This is a genomic window from Cupriavidus sp. Agwp_2, from assembly GCF_040784895.1.
In the GTDB taxonomy this organism is placed as follows: Bacteria; Pseudomonadota; Gammaproteobacteria; order Burkholderiales; family Burkholderiaceae; genus Cupriavidus.
In genome coordinates this window covers 909,095-929,400 of sequence record NZ_CP088083.1, presented here as the reverse complement: position 1 = coordinate 929,400, position 20,306 = coordinate 909,095, and the positions used below count along the sequence as shown (strand labels likewise).

Below are 20,306 nucleotides of genomic sequence, written 5' to 3'. Positions count from 1 at the left end.
ATCAAGAAAAAAGGCCACGCAAACACGTGGCCTTTCTCTTTCCGCACGGAAACCAGCGTCAATACGCCGTCGCCATGTCGTTGGCCACGCGCGCACGCATGCCCACTTGCAGGTTGCCCAGGCTCGACTGCGTCACGGTCGCGACGCGGCCATCGTCCAGGCGCACGTTGACGCGATACGCGTTCTGCGTATTGCTGCCCGCACGCTTCTCGATCTGGTTGCCCGCCACCGCGCCGACCACGGCACCACCGATGGTGGCCGCGGTCTGCCCGCGCCCGCCGCCGACCTGGTGTCCCAGCAGGCCGCCGGCGGCACCGCCGATGACCGTGCCGAGCAGGCCCGAACTGCCTTGCGTGGAGGTGATCGGCTCGATCGATTCCACGCGGCCGTAGTACACCGAACCGGCAGGCGCCTGCGTGCTATTGGGCGTCTGGTAGCCCGGAGGCGGCGCCGTGTTGTATCCGGTATTGCTGTAGCCGCCGCCGTACGGCGCAGCACAACCAGCCAGAACCGCCACCGCGGCGGCGGCTGGCAGAACCAGCCATTTCTTGCTTTGCATTCGCATATTGAGTTCTCCTCTGTTGCCAGGCGAAGCCGGGAATGCGGCACACACCGCGCCCCCGGGCACACCAATATGAGCGACGACCACATGTGAAGGTTCCGCGATGTCAGACAGACGCCGACAGCCACCGGCCCGCGGTGTGGCAGGAAGCTTACGCACGCAGGTTCATTGCAGCGCAGGCCACCCGCTGCCACGCAGGCCTTGTATAATGCGCGGCCTGACCGTCAGGTCGATGGCAACAAGGCGCCGAAGGATCCGCCCTTTCGCGCTACAATGCCCGCACTTTCCGGAAGCGTGGCCGAGTGGTTTAAGGCAGCAGTCTTGAAAACTGCCGATGGGGTGACCCATCCGTGAGTTCGAATCTCACCGCTTCCGCCAGACAGCAAGACGGCCCGCACCAGGCAACCGGTGCGGGCCGTTCTTATTTGGAAGTCGATTCCGGACACTGCGTCAGCAACCGGTAGGCTTCGGCCTCTGAAATTTTCAGCCGGTACTTCTGCGCCAGCACGCGCGCAAATGCGTGTGCCGAGTCCGGGTGGCAGTACCGCAGTTGCTCCCGGTACGCCTCCACCTCATAGCGCAGCCGCCAGCGCCGGCTGGCGAGATACAGCACGCCCATCAGCCCCCAGCTGCGCCAGAACTGGCGCACGTGGACCTTTTCGTGTTCGATCAGCGCATCGCTGGCGCCGGGCCGCAGCAGGATCAGTGGGCCAGGCGTAAAGCCGTCAAAGCCGCGCGGGATCAGCCAGCGGGTTTCGACGACCAGGCAGAGCGGAGAGCGGCAGTAGCGGAGCATGCGTCAAGCATAGCCCGGATGCTCGCGCCCTGCCTTGCCCTGCCCTCAGGCCGCGGCGCGCAGCGGCGCCGGCGCGGCGACCGCCGGCATTGCCAGCGCCGACTGGCCGCGCGAACGGCCGGAGCTGAGGTAGCCGGCGATCGATTCCTGCGTCACTTCACCCAGGTAGTCGCCATCCGCACCCATCACCGGCAGCCAGCTGGTGTTGTGCTGGTACATGCGCGACAGCACGATGCGCAGGTGCTCGTCGAACGCCGCGGTCACCGCGAACGGACGCATCACCTCGCTGCACACGCCCTTGCCCGAGCGCGCGTCGCGACGCGTGACGTACCCCAACGCGCGCTGCGCGTCGTCCACCACCGGCAGGTGGCGCACGTCGGCATCGTCCATCACGCCCAGCGCTTCGGCCAGCGGCATGTCAGGGCGGCAGCTCGGCGGCATGGTGGCGGCGTCGCCGGCGCGCACCAGCAGCAGGCGCTTGAGCGTGTTGTCGTGGCCGACGAAGGCCTGCACGAACTCATCGGCCGGATGCGCCAGCAGCGCATCGGGGTGGTCGAACTGCACCAGCTTGCCACGGCGGAACACCGCGACCTTGTCGGCCAGCTTGATCGCTTCATCGATATCGTGCGAAACCATGATCACGGTCTTGCCGAGCTGGCGCTGCATCTGCAGGAACTCGTTCTGGATGCTTTCCCGGTTGATCGGGTCGACCGCGCCGAACGGTTCGTCCATCAGCAATACCGGCGCATCGGCCGCCAGCGCGCGGATCACGCCAATGCGCTGCTGCTGCCCGCCCGACAGCTCGCGCGGATAGCGGCCGAGCATCAGGTTGGGATCGAGCTGCACCATCGCCATCAGTTCGCGCGCGCGCTCGCGGCATTGCTTCTTGTCCCAGCCGAGCAGTCGCGGCACCACCATGATGTTCTCTTCGATGGTCATGTTGGGGAACAGGCCGATCTGCTGGATCACGTAGCCAATCTTGCGGCGCAGGGTCACGCCGTCGATGCCGCGCGTGTCCTCGCCCTCGATGCGCACCGTGCCCGAAGTCGGCTCGATCAGCCGGTTGATCATCTTTAGCGTGGTGGTCTTGCCGCAGCCTGACGGGCCGAGGAAGACGCAGATCTCGCCGCTTGGCACCTTGAGCGACACGGCATCCACCGCGCGCACTTCAGCGCCGTTCTTTTGCGGGAAGGACTTGGTGAGTTGGTCGAGTTCGATCATAGACGGATCCCCTTCGGCGTCAGCGCCCGCTGCAACCACTGCAGGAAAGCGTCCGCCACGATGGCGAGCAGGCTGACCAGGACCGCGCCCACGGCCAGCTTGCTCATGTTGCTCTGGCTGATCGCTTGCAGGATCAGCACCCCGAGGCCACCCGCGCCGATGATGGCGGCAATGGTGGCAACCCCGATATTCATCACGACGGCGGTACGCACGCCGCCGAGGATCACCGGCACGGCCAGCGGCAGGTCGACCAGCCGCATCCGTTGCCAGGTGGTCATGCCGATGCCGCGGCCCGCTTCCTGGATGCCGGGGTCGACATTGGCCAGCGCGGTGTAGGTGTTGCGCATGATCGGCAGCAGCGAGTACAGGAATACCGCCGTCACCGCCGGCACATACCCCAGCGCATGGCCGAAGCGCGCAAAGATCGGGATCATCAGCCCGAACAGCGCGATCGACGGCAGCGTCAGCACGATCGTCGCCAGTGCCAGCAGCGGCGTGGCCAGTGCGCGGAAGCGCGTGATCACGACGCCGAGCGGCACCCCGATCAGGATTGCCAGCCCCACCGCCGAGCCGACCAGCGCGAGATGCTCGCCGGTCATCTTCAGCAGCGTGGGCCAGCTGTGCTGCAGGTAAGTGAACAAGTCCATGCGGCCCTCCTCAGATCAGTCCGTGGCTGCGCAGGAAGTCCTCCGCGACCTTGTCCACCGGCTGCTGGCCGATGTCCACCTTGTAGTTCATGTCGGTCATGCTCTCGTTGTCGAGCTTGACCGCCAGCGCGTTGAGCAGGCCCGCCAGTTCCGGATGCTTGTCGAGCAACGGCTTGCGCACCACCGGCACCGCGTTGTAAGGCGGGAAGAAATGCAGGTCGTCTTCCAGCAGCACCAAGTCAAAGCCCTTGACGCGGCCATCGGTGGCGTAGACCAGCCCCAGTTCCACCTGGTTGTTCTTCAGCGCGGTGTAGACCAGGCCCGGGTCGAGCTGGATCACGTCGCGGCGCGAGAACGGCAGCTTGTACAACTCCTTGAGCGGCTCCAGGCCATCCGGGCGCGCGGCGAATTCCATGTCGACAGCGAACGGGTGGCTGGCATCGGGGCCGGCCTTGCGCATCTGCTCGGCAAACGCCGACAGCGTGGCCACGCCTTTGCCAGCGCGTTCCTTCGGCATCGCCAGTGCATAGGTGTTGTTGATGTTGGAGGCATCCAGCCACACCAGCCCGCGCGCGCCGTCCATCTGCTTGACGCGCTCATAGCTTTCTTTCGCGCCCAGCTTTTCCTGGACCTTGTTGAACACGATCAGCGCGGTCCCGGTGTAGTCCCAGACCACGTCGAGCTGGTTGCTTTCCATGGCCTGGCGCATCAGCGTACTGCCCAGGCCAGCGGTCAGCTCGGTGGTGAAGCCCTTGGCGCGCAGGTACTTCGACGTCATCGACGACAGCAGCAACTGCTCGGTGAAGTTCTTGCCGCCCACGCGGATCGGCGCTGCGCCGGCATCGGCCGCGTGCACCTCGGGCGCCGTGGCCAGCGCCAGGCCTGCCGCGAACGCGGTGACGGCTGCCACCAGCATCGCGGCGCGCCGCGCACGGCGGCGGATGAATTGCATTGGGTCTTTCATGTCGGCCCCCTTGGTCAGCGGATCAGCGCGCCAGGCCGCGGCGGCGCAGGTACATCTGGCCGGCAGCGGCGAACAGCGCGTCCAGCGCCAGCGCCAGCAGCGCGGTGGCGGCCGCGCCCAGCAGCAGCAGCGACTGGTTGTTCAGGTAAATGCCCGGGAAAATCAGTTCGCCCAGGCTGTTGGCGCCGATCAGGAACGACAGCGGCACGGTGCCGACGTTGATCACCAGCGCGATGCGGATGCCGGCCAGCATCACCGGCAGCGCATTCGGCAATTCCACGCGCACCAGCCGCTGCACCGGCGTCATGCCGATACCGCGTGCCGCTTCCAGCAGCGTGGGCGAGACATTGCGCAGCCCTTCGTAGGTATTGCGCACGATCGGCAGCAGCGAGGCCAGCCACAGCGCCAGGATCGCCGGACGCTCGCCGATGCCGAGCACCGCCAGTGCCAGCGCCAGCACCGCCAGCGAGGGCACCGTGTTGCCGACGTTGAAGACCTGCATCAGCCGGTCGGCCCAACGGCGCATGCACGGCCGGCTCAGCGCGATCCCCGCCGGGATGCCGGTGGCCAGCGCCAGCGACATCGACATCGCCACCAGGCGCAGATGGTCAGCCACGTCGTACAGCAGGCGTTCCTGATATTTCTGAATCACATCGACGCCAATCCACGCGACCAATGCGGCGATCGCGGCAAGCGTCAGTCCTGCCCAGGCGAAAGACCGGGCCGATTGCTTTGACATACTCTCCCCTCTTCCGGGCCAGAAAAGAGAGCAAGACGCCACTTTTCGACAACGGAAAACAATAGGGCTGGTGGTTTCGGAGATAGAGGCGCCACCGGCCCGGTTCAGATTGCCTTGCCGCCATGACCGGCAGGAGTGCCGGCGGACGGTCTGTGGGCCCTTCCGCCGTCGGCGGTGGAGCCCGATTGACGGGATGCCGGCATGCGGCCGGACATTCCCTGAAGCGGCGCAGCCGGCGACGCTTAAGCGTGGCGACCAGTTGGCCAGTGGCAGCGCAGGTATTGAGGTTTTTCGACGCGCCGCCGATCCATTGGCCGTTGACTGGCAAGGGCTGGCGCGGATTCGGCCACCTTGCAATTCACATCAACGGATGACAAAGAGAGCGCTATTATAGCGATCTTCATCGATCTTGTCATCTTCCCGCTTTCCGGCGGCCATTTGGCGGCAATTTTATGCTTTCGTGAGGCGTTCCCGACACCGGTCGCCGGGGCCGGTTTCGGCTGTTGCAGTGTTCCAAATTCGATTGCTGAGGCCGGAGGCATCGACCTATGGATGGAACAATCTGTTGCCTTCCCGCCCTCTACTCTTTCCCTGCCAAACCACTAAATTGACGGGGTAGCTGAAACGACGGGACCGCGCGGCACGATCGCAGCGCCTCCCGCCCACCGGAGAAAGACATGGACACCCGTACCCCCTTCACCACCGTTGCCGCCACCGCCGCGGAAAGCGTGCAACGCTCGCGCACCGTGGACCGCGTCGTGCGGGGCATCGCCACCTCCGACGGCGCCGGCGTCAAGCTGACCCGCGTGCTGACGCAGAACCTGCAGCGCCGGCTGGACCCGTTCCTGATGCTCGATGCCTTCGGCACCGACAGCAAGGATGACTACATCGGCGGCTTCCCCGATCACCCGCACCGCGGCTTCGAGACCATCACGTACATGCTGGCCGGCCGCATGCGCCATCGCGACAGCGCGGGCAACGAAGGCCTGCTGCAGAACGGCGGCGCCCAGTGGATGGTGGCCGGCGCCGGCGTGGTGCACTCGGAGATGCCCGAGCAGGAGGACGGCCGCATGGAAGGCTTCCAGCTCTGGCTGAACCTGCCGGCCGCGGACAAGATGACCGCGCCGTGGTACCGCGACATGCCCTCGGCCGAGATTCCGACGGTGGCTCTGGACAACGGTGGCACAGTGCGTGTGCTGGCGGGCGCCAGCCACGGCGTGGCCGGTGCGATCAAGCGCCCGGTGACCGAACCGCTCTACCTCGACGTGCACCTTCCGCCCGGACAGACGTTCAGGCAGGCACTGCCGGGCGGGCACAACGCCTTTGTGTACGTCTACCAGGGCGAAGTGTCGATCGGCGATGGCGATGACCGCGCGGTGGTCGAGCCCCAGCGCATGGGCGTGCTGGACAATGCCGGCGTGGCCGATGGCGTCGTCGTGCGGGCGGACGCGGACGCGCGTTTCCTGCTGATCGCCGGCAAGCCGCTGAACGAGCCGATTGCGCAGTACGGCCCGTTCGTGATGAACACGCAGGAGCAGATCTACCAGACGCTGGCGGATTTCCGGGATGGGCGGTTCGCGACGATCGCGGCTGCCAGCGGGGCCTGACGCCGGGCCCTTCGGGGCTTCCCCCTGCACTGCAAGCCGCCGCCTCCGCCAGGAGGCGGCGGCTTTTTTTCGTGCCGTAGCCGGCATGCGACTTGCAACCTGCCTGCAACCGTTGCAGGCACTGGACACTCGTCCGTTTCAGGCCTTCCGGCTCCCGCTCACTTATATAATTCGACACCTATATCGAGCATCACCAGATCATGATGAATGCTGCAATGCGTCGCGGCGATCCTGCGCCACGCACTGCCGCGCTTTGACTCATCCCGACGTTGCTGCCCTCACAACAACCCGAGCCGCCTCAGTGACATCACAAACCCCTCCCAGGCTGGCGCTTGCCCATATCAGCAAGCGCTATCCGGGCGTCGTTGCCAACGACGACGTCAGCCTTACCGTGGCCCCCGGCGAGATCCACGCCGTACTGGGCGAGAACGGCGCCGGCAAGTCCACCCTGATGAAGATCATCTTCGGTGCCGTCCGGCCCGATGCCGGCGAGGTGCACTTCAACGGGGCGCCGGTCACGATCAACAGCCCGCACGATGCCCGCAACCTGGGCATCGCCATGGTGTTCCAGCATTTCTCGCTGTTCGACACGCTGACGGTGACCGAGAACATCGCGCTCGGCCTGCCGGCCAGCCAGCAAGGCAACATGAAGCAGCTGGCCGAGCGCATCCGCGCCACCGCGGAACGGTACGGCCTGCCGCTCGAACCCAACCGCCACGTGCACACGCTGTCGGTCGGCGAGCGCCAGCGCGTGGAGATCGTGCGCGCGCTGCTGGCCAACCCCCAGTTGCTGATCCTGGACGAGCCCACTTCGGTGCTGACACCGCAGGCAGTCGAGACGCTATTCGTCACGCTGCGCCAACTGGCCGACGAGGGCACCAGCATCCTCTACATCAGCCACAAGCTCGACGAGATCCGCGCGCTGTGCCATCACGCCACCGTGATGCGCATGGGCAAGGTCACCGGCGTGTGCGAGCCGCGCCAGGAAACCGCGGCGTCGCTGTCACGGCTGATGATCGGCGGCGAGCCGCCGCGTGAAGCGCGCATTGCGGCCGAACGCGGGCCGGTGCGGCTGAGCGTGCAGGAACTGTCGCTGCCGCGATCGCACGCGTTTGCCACGGAACTGAACCGCGTTTCGCTCGACGTGCATGCGGGCGAGATCGTCGGCATCGCCGGCGTCTCTGGCAACGGCCAGCAGGAATTGCTCGCCGCGCTGTCAGGTGAAGACACGCGCGCGCCGAACGTCTCGGTGCAGCTTGGCGGCAAGCCGGTCGGCAAGCTCGACGCGCGTCGGCGCCGCCGCGCGGGGCTGGCCTTTGTGCCAGAAGAGCGCCTGGGGCGTGGCGCGGTGCCGGGCATGAGCCTGGCCGCCAATATCCTGCTGTCGCACCAGACCCCGCCCTATGTGCGCCAAGGCATGATCTCGCCGCGCGCGGCGACCGGCCTGGCGGCGGCGGTGATCGACCGCTTCCGCGTCAAGGCCAGCGGACCGGATGCGCTGGCGCGCAGCCTGTCCGGCGGCAACCTGCAGAAATTCATTGTCGGCCGCGAGATCGAAAGCGGCCCGAAGGTATTGATCGTGGCGCAACCGACCTGGGGCGTGGACGTGGGCGCCGCGGCGCAGATCCATAACGAAATCCTGGCGCTGAAAGCCACCGGCTGCGCCATCCTGGTGGTGTCGGAAGAACTCGACGAGCTGTTTGCGATCTGCGATCGGCTGCACGTGGTCGCCAAGGGCCACCTGTCGCCGTCGGTGCCAACCGAGACCGCCACGCGCGAGCAGGTCGGCCTGTGGATGAGCGGATTGTGGGAAGGCGGTCCCGCCCAGGCACGCCCTGCGGAGGTGGCAAGCCATGGCTGATGTGCGACGTCTTCTCCCCCTTTCCCCGCTTACGCTGGCACCGCGCGGGCTGCCGTCGCGCACCATGGCCTATGCCTCGCCGGTGGTTGCGCTGGCGCTGACGCTGCTGTTCGGTGCGCTGCTGTTCCTGGTGCTCGGCAAGGACCCGGTGGCCGCGCTCAAGGTCTTCCTGGCCGATCCGCTGCGTGACAAGCGCGCCATCGGCGAAGTGCTGCTCAAGACCGTGCCGCTGGTGCTGTGCGCGCTCGGCCTGTCGGTGTGCTACCGGGCCAATGTATGGAACATCGGCGCCGACGGCCAGTTGATCGCCGGCGGCATCTGCGCCGGTGCCACGGTGCTGTATTTCGACGTGCCGGGGCAGACCATGAACGGCACCGTGGTGCTGGTACTGGCCTCGCTTGCAGGCATCGTCGGCGGCATGGCCTGGGCTTCGCTCACCGCGCTGCTGAAGGACAGGTTCAACGCCAACGAGATCCTGGTTTCGCTGATGCTCACCTACATCGCGCAGCAGTTGCTGCTGTGGGTGGTCAACGGGCCGCTGAAGGATCCCAATGGCATGAACTTCCCGCAATCGAAGGTGTTCTCGTCCGAGTTACTGCTGCCCAACCTGATGTCGGGCTCGCGCCTGCATGCCGGCTTTGCGGTGATGCTGGTGCTGGTGGTGGTGATGACGGTGTTCGTGTTCCGCAGCTTCGCCGGCTATCGCCTGCAGGTGGGCGGCACGGCGCCGTCGGCGGCGCGCTACGCGGGCTTTTCCGCGCGCAGCGCGTTGTGGAGCGCCCTGTTGATCTCGGGCGCGACCGCGGGACTGGCAGGCGCGTTTGAAGTGGTCGGCCCGATCGGCCAGCTGTTGCCATCGATCTCGCCGGGCTATGGCTTCACCGCGATCATCGTCGCGTTTATCGGCCGGCTGCATCCGGTCGGCACCGTCTTCGGCGGCATCATGATGTCGCTGTTCTATATCGGCGGCGAGATGGCGCAGTCGCGCCTGGGCCTGCCATCAGCCATAGGCTGGGTGTTCCAGGGCATGCTGCTGTTCTTCCTGCTGGCATGCGACACGCTGATCGAAAACCGCCTGCGCTGGCGCGCCACCACGGCCTGAGCGGAGCAAACAAAGAACATGGAACAACTCGCTCCCCTCATCGCCACCGCCATCAACGCCGGCACGCCGCTGCTGCTTGCCGCGCTGGGCCTGCTGATCAACGAACGCTCGGGCGTGCTCAACCTGGGCGCCGAAGGCATGATGCTGGTCGCGGCGGTGGCCGGCTTCATGGTCGGCTACCAGACCCAGTCGCCGATGCTCGGCTTTGCCGCCGGCGCGCTGGCCGGCATGCTGATGGCCACGCTGTTCTCGTGGCTGGCGCTGGTGCTGGCCACCAACCAGGTCGCCACGGGCCTGGCGCTGTCGATCTTCGGCACGGGGCTGTCGGCCTTCATGGGCCAGCGCTTCGTCGGCTTCGCCATGCCGGCGCAGGCCAAGGCCGTACCCGGGCTGGCCCACCTGCCCTTTGTTGGCCCGGCGTTCTTCCAGCATCACTGGATGGTGTATTTCAGCCTGCTGCTGTGCCTTGCCATCATGTGGTTCCTGTTCCGCACGCGCGCGGGCCTGACGCTGCGCGCGATCGGCGAATCGCCGGAATCCGCGCACGCGCTCGGCTACCCGGTGCGCACCATCCGCTTCGGCGCGCTGCTGTTCGGCGGCGCCTGCTGCGGGCTGGCAGGCGCCTACCTGTCGCTGGTCTATACCCCCATGTGGGTCGAGAACCTGGTCGCCGGCCGCGGCTGGATCGCGCTGGCGCTGACGACCTTCGCCACCTGGCGGCCCGGCCGCGTGCTGGTGGGCGCGTGGCTGTTCGGCGGCGTCACGATCCTGCAGTTCTACCTGCAGGGCATCGGCGTATCGGTGCCGTCGCAGTTCCTGTCGATGCTGCCTTATGCGGCCACCATCGTGGTGCTGGCGCTGATCTCGCGCAACCCGGCGTGGATACGCCTGAACATGCCGGCATCGCTGGGCAAGCCGTTCCGCCCGGGCAATGCCTGATCGTTTTTGACGGAAATCCCTGAGCTACCAACAATTCACACAAGGAGAAATCATGATCGTCACGCGCAGGAAGACCCTGGCGGCCCTTGCCGCCACCGCAGTGCTGGCTCTCGCCGGCTGCGGCAAGAAGGAAGCCGACAAGCCTGCCGAAACGGCCGGCGCCGCTTCCGCGCCCGCTGCCGGGCAGGCGGCCGAGCCGCTCAAGGTCGCCTTCGTCTATATCGGCCCGGTCGGCGATGCCGGCTGGACCTATGCGCATGACAATGGCCGCAAGGCGGTGGAAGAAAAGTTCGGCAGCAAGGTCAAGACTACCTTTGTCGAGAACGTGCCCGAATCCGCCGCCGACGCCGAACGCGTGTTCCGCGACCTGGCCAGCCAGGGCAACAAGCTGATCTTCGGCACCACCTTCGGCTACATGGAGTCGATGCTCAAGGTCGCCAAGGAATTCCCGGACGTAAAGTTCGAGCACGCCACCGGCTTCAAGACCGCCGACAACCTGGCCCAGTACGACGTGCGCACCTATGAAGGCGCGTACCTGGCGGGCGTGGTCGCCGGCAAGATGAGCAAGACCGGCAAGATGGGCGTGGTGGCTTCGGTGCCCATCCCCGAAGTGATCCGCAATATCGACTCGTTCACGCTGGGCGCGCGCAGCGTCAACCCGGGCGCCACGGTCAAGGTGGTGTGGGTCAACAAGTGGTTCGACCCGGGCAAGGAACGCGAAGCCGCCACCACGCTGATTGGCCAGGGCGTCGACATGCTGATGCAGAACACCGACTCCGCCGCCGTGGTGCAGACCGCGCAGGAGAAAGGCGTACATGCTTTTGGCTGGGACAGCGACATGACCAAGTTCGGTGACAAGGCCCACCTGGCCGCGTCGGTGATCTCGTGGGGCGTCTACTACAACAAGGTGGTGGAAGACGTGCTGAACAACCAGTGGAAGAACAGCACCACGTGGTGGGGCCTGAAGGAAGGCATGATCGACCTGAAGTCGTTCAACGCGGTTGTGCCCGAGGACGTGAAGAAACTGGTCGAGGAGCGCAAGAAGGCCATTGCCGATGGCAGCGCGCCGATCTGGAAGGGTCCGATCAAGGACAACACCGGCAAGGAGCAGTTGGCGAAGGATCAGGTCGCGGACGACAAGTTCCTCCACGGCGTGAAGTTCTACGTCGAGGGTGTGGAAGGGAAGATTCCGGGCTGATTTCAGTGGTGACGCGGTGTTCTACCTCTCCCGCGCGCTGGGAGGGAGAACACCTTGCCAAGGCCCGACTCGGACGGCTTTGGTGCGCCAGCCTCTCCCATCACATTGAGCCGCGGAACTTGAAGCCACCAATAACGGCCCAAGCTATCTGCGTATGCGCCAGTGTCAGGCGCGCGCCATGTGAAGGAGGCCTCTCATGTTGAAGCGATTTTCGGCCCTGTGGACGCTGGTACGCCGCGACGGGCGGCTGTTCTGGTATGCGCTGCGCCACCCGGATGCCCCGGCATGGCTGAAACCCGCGGCGATCGGGCTGTTGCTGTACGCGATCTCCCCGATCGACCTCGTGCCTGACGTGGTCGCGGGGCTCGGCATCATCGATGACGTGGTGCTGATCCCGCTGGCCGTCCACCTGATCCTGAAGCGCCTGCCGCCGCATATCCTGCGCCAGGCGCAGGCGCGCGCGACCGCCACCACGGTCCGGCCGCACTGAAGCCGCCAAAGAAAAATCCCCGGGGCAGCGATTGCCCCGGGGATTTTTTATGCCTGCGCAGAACCGGATTCAGTGCGGCAGCAGGATGGTCGAGCCGGTGGTCTTGCGCGATTCCAGGTCGCGGTGCGCCTGCGCCACTTCCGACAGCGCATAGCGCTGGCGGATATCGACCTTGACCTTGCCGGTCGTGACCGCATCGAACAGGTCGGCCACCATCGGCTCGAGCAGTTCGCGATGCACCACGTAGGTCATCAGCGTCGGGCGCGTCAGCCGCAGCGAACCCTTGTTGCCCAGCACGGAAAGATCGAACGGCGGCACCGGGCCCGAGGCATTGCCGAAGCTCACCATGGTGCCACGCGGCGCCAGGCAGTCGAGCGAGCCCTTGAAGGTATCGGCACCGATCGAGTCATAGACCGCCGGCACGCCCTTGCCGTTGGTGATTTCCCTGACGCGGTCGACGAACGATTCGCGCGTGTAGACGATGGTATGGGCGCAGCCATTGGCGCGCGCCAGCTCGGCCTTCTCATCCGTGCCGACGGTGCCGATCACCGTTACGCCAAGCGCCTTGAGCCACTGGCTGACGATCAAACCCACGCCGCCGGCGGCCGCGTGCAGCAGCACCGTGTCGCCCGGCTGCACCTTGTAGCTGTCGCGGATCAGGTACTGCGCGGTCAGGCCCTGCAGCATCATGGCCGCGGCGGTATCGAACGCGATCGCGTCCGGCAGCCGCACCACGATATCGGCCGGCATCACGCGAATCTGCGCATAGGCGCCGGTCGGACGGCCGGCGTAGGCCACGCGGTCGCCCACGCTGACGTGGCTGACGCCCTCGCCCACCGCCTCGACCACGCCCGCGCCTTCCATGCCCAGGCCGCCAGGCAGCGGCTGCTTGTACAGGCCGGTGCGGAAATAGACGTCGATGTAGTTCAGGCCCACCGCCTCGTGGCGCACGCGCACCTCGCCGGGGCCGGGCTCGCCCACTTCCACATCGACCCACTGCATGACTTCAGGACCGCCGGTCTGTTCGATCCGGATGGCTTTGCTCATCTGCGTCGCTCCTTCTTGTGGTGTTGCATCGATCGGGGGAATTCAGCTGGCCTGCGCGCCGTCAGCCGAGTCGGCCAGGCCGGCGATCAGCAGCTCGGCGGTGGCCACATTGGTGGCGCACGGCACGTTGTGCACGTCGCACGCGCGCACCAGCGCGTTGATATCGGGTTCATGCGGCTGCGGCGTCATCGGGTCGCGCAGGAACACCACGGCGCGCACGCGCCCTTCGGCCAGCTGCGCGCCGATCTGCAGGTCGCCGCCCCACGGCCCCGACAGCATGCGCGTCACTTCCAGTCCCACCTCGTCGATCAGGCGGCCGCCGGTGGTGCCGGTGGCCAGCAGCTCGCACTGCGAGAGGAACGCACGATGGCGCGTGGCGAAGGCGACGATGTCGTCCTTCTTGTGGTCGTGGGCGATCAGCGCGATGCGAGGGCGTGTCATCAGAAATTCCTGGTTGGGGTGGTCGGACTGCAGCAGGCTGGTGGAGATCAGAACGTGCCAGGGTACGCGCCGCCGTCGATCAGCAGGTTCTGCCCGGTGATATAGGCGGCGTTGCGGCTGCACAGGAAGGCGCAGGCGGCGCCGAACTCGGCCGGCTCGCCGAAGCGGCGCGTCGGGTTCTGCGCGGCACGGCGCTGCGCCACTTCCTCGACGCTCAGGCCGGCCTTCTGGGCACCGCCTTCCATGGTCTTGCGCAGGCGGTCGGTATTGAACGGACCGGGCAGCAGGTTGTTGATGGTCACGCCATGCTGCGCCACTTCGCGCGCCACGCCCGCGACAAAGCCGGTCAGGCCCGAGCGCGCGCCGTTGGACAAGCCCAGCACGTCGATCGGTGCCTTGACCGCGCCGCTGGTGATATTGATGATGCGGCCCCACTTGCGTGCGATCATGCCGTCGACGGTGGCCTTGATCAGCTCGATCGGGGTCAGCATGTTGGCGTCGAGCGCGGCCAGCCAGTCGCTGCGCTCCCAGTCGCGGAAGTTGCCCGGCGGCGGGCCGCCGGCGTTGTTGACCAGGATGTCGAGGTCGCCCAGCTTGGCCACCGCATCCAGCGCCGCCTTGCGGCCTGCGGGCGTGGTGATGTCGGTCGCCACCGCGATCACGCGGCGGCCATGGCGGGCGCGCAGGTCGGCGGCGGCCTTCTCCAGCGCCTCGGCGCCGCGCGCCACGATCACCACGTCAACGCCTTCCGCCGCGAGCGCGTCGGCGCAGGCAAGTCCAAGGCCCTTGCTGGCGCCGCACACCAGCGCATGCTTGCCGCGCAATCCCAGGTCCATGTGTTTCTCCTTAGTCGGTTGTATTGTCCCGGCCGGGCATCCGGCCGATGCATCAGGTTTTCTTTGCCGAAAGCAGGTACATGCCGCCCATGACCAGGGCGCTGCCTGCCAGCTGCACGCTGCTCACCGGCTCGCCCAGCAGCCAGAAGCCAAGGAGCAGCGTCGATACCGGGCCGATCATGCCGGCCTGCGAGGCCAGCGGCGCACCGATGCGCGCCACCGCCACCATGGTCATCGAAACTGGCAGTACCGTGCAGAACACTGCATTGATGAGTGACAGCCACATCACCGGCGCCGGCTGCGCCAGCCCGGCCACGGGCCGCCCCAGCGCCACATACTGGATCACGCAGCAGGCGGTGGACACGCACTCCACCAGCCGCAGCGAGCCGATGCGTTTCACCAGCTCGCCGCTCAGGATCAGGTAGACAGCGTACGTCATGGCACTGCCCAGGACCAGCGCGCCGCCCAGCCACACCTGGCTGCCGCTGACGTCGAGGTCATGGGCGAAGACCAGCACGATGCCGGCGTACGCCAGCAGCAGCGAAAGCCACTGGCGCGAACTGATCGGCCGGCGGAATACCAGCGCGGTGGCCAGCAGCACGAACGACGGCGTCAGGAACAGGATCAGCCGCTCCAGCCCGGCGGTGATGTATTGCAGGCCGATGAAATCGAGGAAGCTCGACAGGTAATAGCCGATAAAGCCGAGGAACACCACGCGCCCGCGGTCCGCCCACGACAGCGGCGCCAGGCGGCGCGACTGCCACCAGCCGATCGCCATGAACAGCGGCACCGCGAACAGCATGCGCAGCGTCAGCACCATCACGGCATCGACGTTGTAGCGGTACATCAGCTTGGCGACGATCGCCTTGGCGGAGAACAGCACCGCGCCGACGGCGGCGATGGCAAGCCCCGCGCGCTGCGGCGAGGGCAGCGCGGCAGGCGCGGCGAGGGACTTCTGGGAGGCGGGCACGGGAATACGTGGAAAGCGGGCCGGCGGGCCGGCACACCGGCCCCGCGAAACGACCCGACGATTGTATTCGAAAAGACGCAACCGCATCGGCGGCGGCACAGGCCCGCCGCCCGCCCTGCCGATCCCCTACAATGGCCGCGCGCAGCCTGCATCACGGGCGGCGTCACAATAACAAGCCAAAGGAGACTTCTCGACATGCCGACCCACCCCGCACAGGCCGGCCGCCGGCCGTTGCTGCTCGCTGCCCTGGCCGGCGCCACCGCGCTCGCCGCCAGTCTCAGTGCCACCGCCGCGCCCGGCGACGGCTATCCGTCCCGGCCGATCCGCTTTGTCGTGCCCTACGCTGCCGGCGGCACCACCGACCTGGTGGCGCGCACCGTCGGCCAGCGCGTGGGCGAAAAACTGGGCCAGCCGGTGGTGATCGAGAACCGCCCCGGCGCGGGCGGCAATGTCGGCATGGACGCGGTGGCCAAGGCGGCGCCGGACGGCTACACCATCGGCTTCGGCGCGATCTCCACCAATGCGCTCAATCCGCATATCTACAAGCAGGTGCCGTTCGACCCGCGCAAGGACTTCACCGCCATCAGCCTGCTGGGCACCTCGACCATCGTGCTGGAAGTCAGCCCCTCACTGCCGGTGAAGACCGTCAAGGATCTGGTGGCGTACGCCAAGGCCAATCCCGGGCTCACCTATGCGACCGCCGGCACCGGCACCTCGATGCACCTGGCCGGCGCAATGTTCGCGCAGATGACGCAGACCAGCCTGACGCACGCGCCGTACAAGGGCAGCAGCCCGGCGATCAACGACATGCTCGGCGGGCATATCACGGTGATGTTCGACAACCTGCCGGCATCGCTGCCGCATATCCAGGCGGGCAAGCTGCGCGCGCTGGCGGTGGCCGGCAAGCAGCGCGCACCGTCGCTGCCTGACGTACCGACGCTGGCCGAAGCCGGCCTGCAAGGCTATGCGGTCGAGCCGTGGTTCGGCGTCTATGGCCCGGCCAACCTGCCGGCGCCGGTGGTGCAGGCGCTCAACAGCGCCTTCGTCGAGGCGCTGGCGCGTCCCGATGTGCGCGAGAAGCTGGTGCAGGCGGGCTTCAATCCCAAGGGATCGAGCGCAGCTGAACTGCAGGCGCTGACGCAGTCGGAATATGAGCGCTTCGGCAAGGTGGCGAAGACGGCGGGGATCACCGTCGAGTAGGCATCGGAGGCGCAAGCAGCGGATATACTCGGGGCACGCTCATCCAACGCATCACGATCGACGTGCCCAACCCCTCCGCATCCTCCGCATCGTCATCAGACGAGACCGCCCCCGACTACGATTTCACCGAGCAGGTCGGCCACCTGCTGCGGCGCGCCTACCAGCGCCACGTGGCGATCTTCCAGCAGACCATCCCGGATTCGCAGCTCACTGCGGCGCAGTTCGTGGTGCTGTGCGCGGTCAGGGACCGGCAGCCGTGTTCGCTCAATGAAGTGGTACGCGCCACGGCGATCGACCAGGCGACGGTGCGCGGCATCATCGAGCGGCTGAAGGCGCGCAAGCTGGTGGCGGTGTCGCATGACCCGAACGACCGGCGCAAGGTGGTGGTGACGGTGACGCCCGGGGGGCTGGCGTTGATCGATGAGACGGTGCCGTTTGCCAGGCAGATTTCGGAGCAGACGTTTGGCGGTTTGAACCCGGCAGAGCGGGTGGCGGTGACTTATCTACTGCGGAAGATGAGCGAGATTGACGAGGGGAATGGCGGCGTGTGAGCTAGACCACCGGCATGCCACCGGTATGCTCAGGCCTTCAGCTCCGCAACGCCGCCAACACCGTCTCCGGCACGAACGGCGGCCGCCGCAGCCGCACCCCGATCGCATCGAACAGCGCATTGGCAATTGCCGGCGCGCCCGGCAGCGATGCCGACTCCCCTGCCCCCATCGGCGGCTCCTCCTGCCGCGGCATCAGCACCACCTCGATCGGTGGAATCTCAGGGAAAGTGAGCAACGGATAGCTGCCCCACTCGCGGCTGGCGACACCATCGGCGTCGAAGCGCACCTGCTCCTTCAACACCCGGCTCAAGGTCTGCACCACGTTCCCGTGGATCTGGTGGCGCACGCCGTCCGGATTCACCATCATGCCCGTGTCCTGGCCGACCACCAGCTTTTCCACGGTGATGCGGCCCGTTGCCGCTTCCACCGCCACGTCGACCACCCATGCCGCCCACGCCGCGCCGAAGCCCGGGAAGCGGCTGTGGATATAGCGCGCGTAGGCAACGCCGCGCCCGCGCAGCATACTGTCGGCGCCGGCGCTGCCACGCGAACCGTGCGCGCCCCGCTGCCAGTCCGCCGCGTCGGCCACCGCGTGCAGCAGTTCGGCGGCGCGCGGGTCCGGCAAATGGCGCAGCCGGAAATCAATCGGATCCATACCGGCTTCGGCGGCGAGTTCATCGATCACGCATTCATGCGCGAAGGAATTCGGCAGCGCCGACACGCCACGCAACCATGACGCACGCACGATGGCGGGCGTGTCATCACAGCCGATGCGGCGCGCGCGGTAGGAATACGGCGGCACCGCGGTGCGGTCGCCCATCTCCAGCGTGCGCGGCGCGTTGGGCACGATGCCGGCAAGCACCAGCGCCAGCGTCGGCGCATCGTTGGACGGATAGCGGCTGGTGAAGTCATAGCCGAGCAGTTCACCGTCGGCGCCGAGCGTTGCGCTGACATCCATCAGCTGTGCCGCGCCCTTGGGCTCCCACAAGTGCTCCTGCTCGCGCGACAGCTGCACGCGCACGGGCCGCCCCACAGCGCGCGACAACAGCGCGGCATCGGCGCAGACATCGTCCGCGCAATTGCGGCCATAGCAGCCGGCGGCTTCCATGCGCACGATCTCGATGCTGTCCTCGCCCAGCCCGCACAGGCGTGCCAGGTCGATGCGCAGCACATGCGGGTTCTGCGTGCCCGACCATACCGTCAGGCCATCCTCATGCCAGTCGGCGACCGCGCACGACGGACCAATCGAGCCATGCATCTGGTATGGCCAGACGTAGTGCCGATCCAGCGTCTTGCCGGCCCCGGCCGGAGGCATCTCGCCGTCGTTCAACAGTTCGCGCCGCGTCGCCGGGTTGGCGCGTAGCGCGGGTTCAGGGTCAGCAAGCGACGGCATTGGCGGTACCGCCTTCCACTGCACCCGCAGCTTGCGCGCGGCCAGCACCGCATACTCTTCGCGCTCGGCCACCACGCCGACGAAGTCGCCCTGCACCACCACATCGACCAGGCCCGGCACATCGCGCACCGATTCGCGGTCGACCGCGAGCAGGCTGTTGCCGACGAAGTCGCCGCTGTCGCGGCCAGCATACGGCGGCCGCACCACGCGCCCATGCAGCATGCCGGCCACGCGCACGTCGTGGACGAAGGTCAGCACGCCACGCGCCTTGGCGGGGATATCGACGCGGCCAGCCGAGCGGCCGACGATGCGGTAGGACTCCACCGGCTTGGTCGGCACGTCGTCGGCCAGCGGCAGCGCCACATGCTCGCCTTGCACCAGCGTGCCATAGCCGATGGCGGCGTCGGACCCGCGCACGCGGAACTCGCCATCCTGCGCTTCGAGCTGGTCGGGCGCCACGCCAAGCTGTTGTGCGGCGCGCGCCAGCAGCCACGCGCGGGCCTGCGCCGCGGCACGGCGCAGCGGGATGGCGGAAATCTGGATCGATGCGCTGGCGATGGTAGGGCCCTGGTTGGGCGTGGCCTCGGTATGGCCGAGCACCATGCGCACCTGCGACAGCGGCACGTCGAGTTCTTCCGCCACGATCTGCGCCAGCGCCGTGCGGATGCCGGTGCCAAGGTCGACATGGCCGTTGAAGGCCAGCACCTCGCCGGTGTCGCGGACGGCGATAAAGATATCGGGCAGCGCCGGCACGTAATCCGACGCCGCGCCGGGCTGGCCGGGCGCGGGACGCGCCGCCGCCTGCGGCGCGCGCGTGACCAGCAGCACACCGGTTGCCTGCAGCAGTGCCAGCCGCAGCGCGCGGGGCGTGGCGGGATCGGCCTGTGCCACGGGTTGCAGGGTCGTTGCCGTCATCGTCTTCCAATCTCCTTCAACGGGGGCGCCGTTATACTGCCAGCCAACAGAGTCAGAGCCACCCAACCATCATGACGATCAACACCGCGTCGAAGCCAGCCGCCAAGCGGGCGGCCCCCGGCACCCGGGCCAGGCAAGCGCAGGACAGCCGCGACCGCATCCTGAAAGCGGCCATCAAGGTCTTCGCCCAGCGCGGCTACGACGGTGGCCGCATCGAGCGTATTTCGTCGCTGGCCAAGACCTACGACCGGATGATCTACTACTACTTCGGCAGCAAGGAAAAGCTGTTTGTCGAAGTGCTGGAGACCATCTACCTGCAGCTCAACGAAGCCGAGCAGCAGCTCGAGCAAGAACTCGACGCCGCCGATCCCGTGCGCGCGCTGTCGCAACTGGTCGACTTCATCTGGCAGTACTACCTCGACCACCCCGAGTTCGTTGCGATCCTGTCCAGCGAGAACATGAGCCAGGGCAAGCACGCGAAGAAGTCGGTCCGGCTCAAGGAAATCTCCAGCTACGCACTGTCGGTGCTCGACGGGATCCTCACGCGCGGCAAGTCCGCGGAGTTGTTCCGTCCAGAGATCGGCGCGCGCGATGTCTACCTGGTGATCGCTTCGCTCGGTTACTTCTACAACTCCAACCATCATACGCTCGGCGCCTTCCTGGGCGAGGCCATGATGAGCCCGCCCGCGCTGGCGCACTGGCGCGATGTGATCCAGCAGACAGTGCTGCGCACGGTGTCGGTGCCCGGCGCCGTGCCGGAAGCCCGCGTGCCGCCGGCTACGCCGGCGCGCAAGACCGCACGCACCAGGCGGGCGGCTGCAGGCTGA

The 20,306-nt window shown here is 67.0% G+C and carries 21 protein-coding genes and 1 tRNA gene; 11 read left to right on the top strand and 11 right to left on the bottom strand.

From position 1 onward, the window contains the following. Positions 1-58 precede the first annotated feature (58 nt). Complete coding sequence (locus LPA45_RS04315) at positions 59-565, bottom strand: glycine zipper 2TM domain-containing protein (RefSeq protein WP_116317456.1); 507 nt, start codon at positions 563-565, stop codon at positions 59-61. Positions 566-850: 285 nt separating this feature from the next. On the opposite strand from LPA45_RS04315, the gene LPA45_RS04310 reads away from it, so the two are divergent. Continuing rightward, positions 851-940: transfer RNA gene (locus tag LPA45_RS04310), tRNA-Ser, on the top strand. Positions 941-983: 43 nt separating this feature from the next. Here LPA45_RS04310 and LPA45_RS04305 read toward each other — a convergent pair. Genes LPA45_RS04305 through LPA45_RS04285 form a run of 5 tightly spaced genes read right to left on the bottom strand, consistent with a single transcriptional unit; the run spans position 984 to position 4,929 of the window. Beyond that, entirely contained in the window at positions 984-1,358 is a 375-nt protein-coding gene (locus LPA45_RS04305) for a hypothetical protein (RefSeq protein ID WP_116317455.1), read from the bottom strand. Between the two features lie 45 nt (positions 1,359-1,403). After that, positions 1,404-2,579 carry a betaine/proline/choline family ABC transporter ATP-binding protein gene (locus LPA45_RS04300; RefSeq protein WP_116317454.1) on the bottom strand — a complete coding sequence of 392 codons (1,176 nt, stop codon included), beginning with the start codon at positions 2,577-2,579 and terminating at the stop codon, positions 1,404-1,406. Next, entirely contained in the window at positions 2,576-3,226 is a 651-nt protein-coding gene (locus LPA45_RS04295) for an ABC transporter permease (RefSeq protein ID WP_116317453.1), read from the bottom strand. Before LPA45_RS04295 ends, LPA45_RS04300 begins: the two co-directional genes overlap by 4 nt. A 10-nt stretch (positions 3,227-3,236) precedes the next feature. Next, entirely contained in the window at positions 3,237-4,178 is a 942-nt protein-coding gene (locus LPA45_RS04290; protein WP_116317452.1) for a glycine betaine ABC transporter substrate-binding protein, read from the bottom strand. Positions 4,179-4,212: 34 nt separating this feature from the next. Beyond that, positions 4,213-4,929, bottom strand: coding sequence for an ABC transporter permease (locus tag LPA45_RS04285; RefSeq protein WP_116317451.1), 717 nt, complete (start codon positions 4,927-4,929; stop codon positions 4,213-4,215). Between the two features lie 351 nt (positions 4,930-5,280). On the opposite strand from LPA45_RS04285, the gene LPA45_RS04280 reads away from it, so the two are divergent. From LPA45_RS04280 to LPA45_RS04250, 7 genes are all read left to right on the top strand, one after another. Continuing rightward, the gene (locus tag LPA45_RS04280; protein WP_147316181.1) at positions 5,281-5,535 is read left to right on the top strand and encodes a hypothetical protein; all 255 of its coding nucleotides are present in this window, start codon (positions 5,281-5,283) and stop codon (positions 5,533-5,535) included. A 71-nt stretch (positions 5,536-5,606) separates the two neighbouring features. After that, on the top strand, positions 5,607-6,536 hold the full coding sequence (locus tag LPA45_RS04275) for a pirin family protein (protein WP_116317450.1): 930 nt from the start codon (positions 5,607-5,609) through the stop codon (positions 6,534-6,536). 301 nt (positions 6,537-6,837) lie between these two features. After that, a complete protein-coding gene (locus LPA45_RS04270; RefSeq protein WP_116317449.1) occupies positions 6,838-8,397 on the top strand; it encodes an ABC transporter ATP-binding protein in 1,560 nt (519 codons plus the stop codon). Continuing rightward, on the top strand, positions 8,390-9,499 hold the full coding sequence (locus LPA45_RS04265) for an ABC transporter permease (protein ID WP_317923792.1): 1,110 nt from the start codon (positions 8,390-8,392) through the stop codon (positions 9,497-9,499). Before LPA45_RS04270 ends, LPA45_RS04265 begins: the two co-directional genes overlap by 8 nt. An 18-nt stretch (positions 9,500-9,517) precedes the next feature. Further along, a complete protein-coding gene (locus LPA45_RS04260) occupies positions 9,518-10,438 on the top strand; it encodes an ABC transporter permease (RefSeq protein ID WP_116317447.1) in 921 nt (306 codons plus the stop codon). Positions 10,439-10,490: 52 nt separating this feature from the next. Beyond that, on the top strand, positions 10,491-11,636 hold the full coding sequence (locus tag LPA45_RS04255; RefSeq protein ID WP_116317446.1) for a BMP family ABC transporter substrate-binding protein: 1,146 nt from the start codon (positions 10,491-10,493) through the stop codon (positions 11,634-11,636). A 196-nt stretch (positions 11,637-11,832) separates the two neighbouring features. Next, the gene (locus LPA45_RS04250; protein ID WP_062797448.1) at positions 11,833-12,126 is read left to right on the top strand and encodes a YkvA family protein; all 294 of its coding nucleotides are present in this window, start codon (positions 11,833-11,835) and stop codon (positions 12,124-12,126) included. A gap of 69 nt (positions 12,127-12,195) precedes the next feature. Here the strand turns inward: LPA45_RS04250 and LPA45_RS04245 are convergent, their stop codons facing one another. Genes LPA45_RS04245 through LPA45_RS04230 form a run of 4 tightly spaced genes read right to left on the bottom strand, consistent with a single transcriptional unit; the run spans position 12,196 to position 15,381 of the window. Further along, entirely contained in the window at positions 12,196-13,173 is a 978-nt protein-coding gene (locus tag LPA45_RS04245; protein ID WP_317923788.1) for a quinone oxidoreductase, read from the bottom strand. 42 nt (positions 13,174-13,215) lie between these two features. Beyond that, positions 13,216-13,617 carry a methylglyoxal synthase gene (locus LPA45_RS04240; protein ID WP_199414517.1) on the bottom strand — a complete coding sequence of 134 codons (402 nt, stop codon included), beginning with the start codon at positions 13,615-13,617 and terminating at the stop codon, positions 13,216-13,218. Positions 13,618-13,661: 44 nt separating this feature from the next. Then, positions 13,662-14,450 (bottom strand): SDR family oxidoreductase, encoded by a 789-nt coding sequence (locus LPA45_RS04235; RefSeq protein WP_116317443.1) that lies wholly within the window; start codon positions 14,448-14,450, stop codon positions 13,662-13,664. A 52-nt stretch (positions 14,451-14,502) separates the two neighbouring features. Continuing rightward, positions 14,503-15,381, bottom strand: a complete 879-nt coding sequence (locus LPA45_RS04230) for a DMT family transporter (protein ID WP_367395010.1) — start codon at positions 15,379-15,381, stop codon at positions 14,503-14,505. 234 nt (positions 15,382-15,615) lie between these two features. On the opposite strand from LPA45_RS04230, the gene LPA45_RS04225 reads away from it, so the two are divergent. Beyond that, a complete protein-coding gene (locus LPA45_RS04225; RefSeq protein WP_116317442.1) occupies positions 15,616-16,620 on the top strand; it encodes a tripartite tricarboxylate transporter substrate binding protein in 1,005 nt (334 codons plus the stop codon). A 62-nt stretch (positions 16,621-16,682) separates the two neighbouring features. Beyond that, positions 16,683-17,171, top strand: a complete 489-nt coding sequence (locus tag LPA45_RS04220) for a MarR family winged helix-turn-helix transcriptional regulator (protein WP_116317441.1) — start codon at positions 16,683-16,685, stop codon at positions 17,169-17,171. Between the two features lie 37 nt (positions 17,172-17,208). Here the strand turns inward: LPA45_RS04220 and LPA45_RS04215 are convergent, their stop codons facing one another. Further along, entirely contained in the window at positions 17,209-19,479 is a 2,271-nt protein-coding gene (locus tag LPA45_RS04215; RefSeq protein ID WP_367394952.1) for a molybdopterin cofactor-binding domain-containing protein, read from the bottom strand. 71 nt (positions 19,480-19,550) lie between these two features. On the opposite strand from LPA45_RS04215, the gene LPA45_RS04210 reads away from it, so the two are divergent. Next, the gene (locus tag LPA45_RS04210; protein ID WP_116317439.1) at positions 19,551-20,306 is read left to right on the top strand and encodes a TetR/AcrR family transcriptional regulator; all 756 of its coding nucleotides are present in this window, start codon (positions 19,551-19,553) and stop codon (positions 20,304-20,306) included.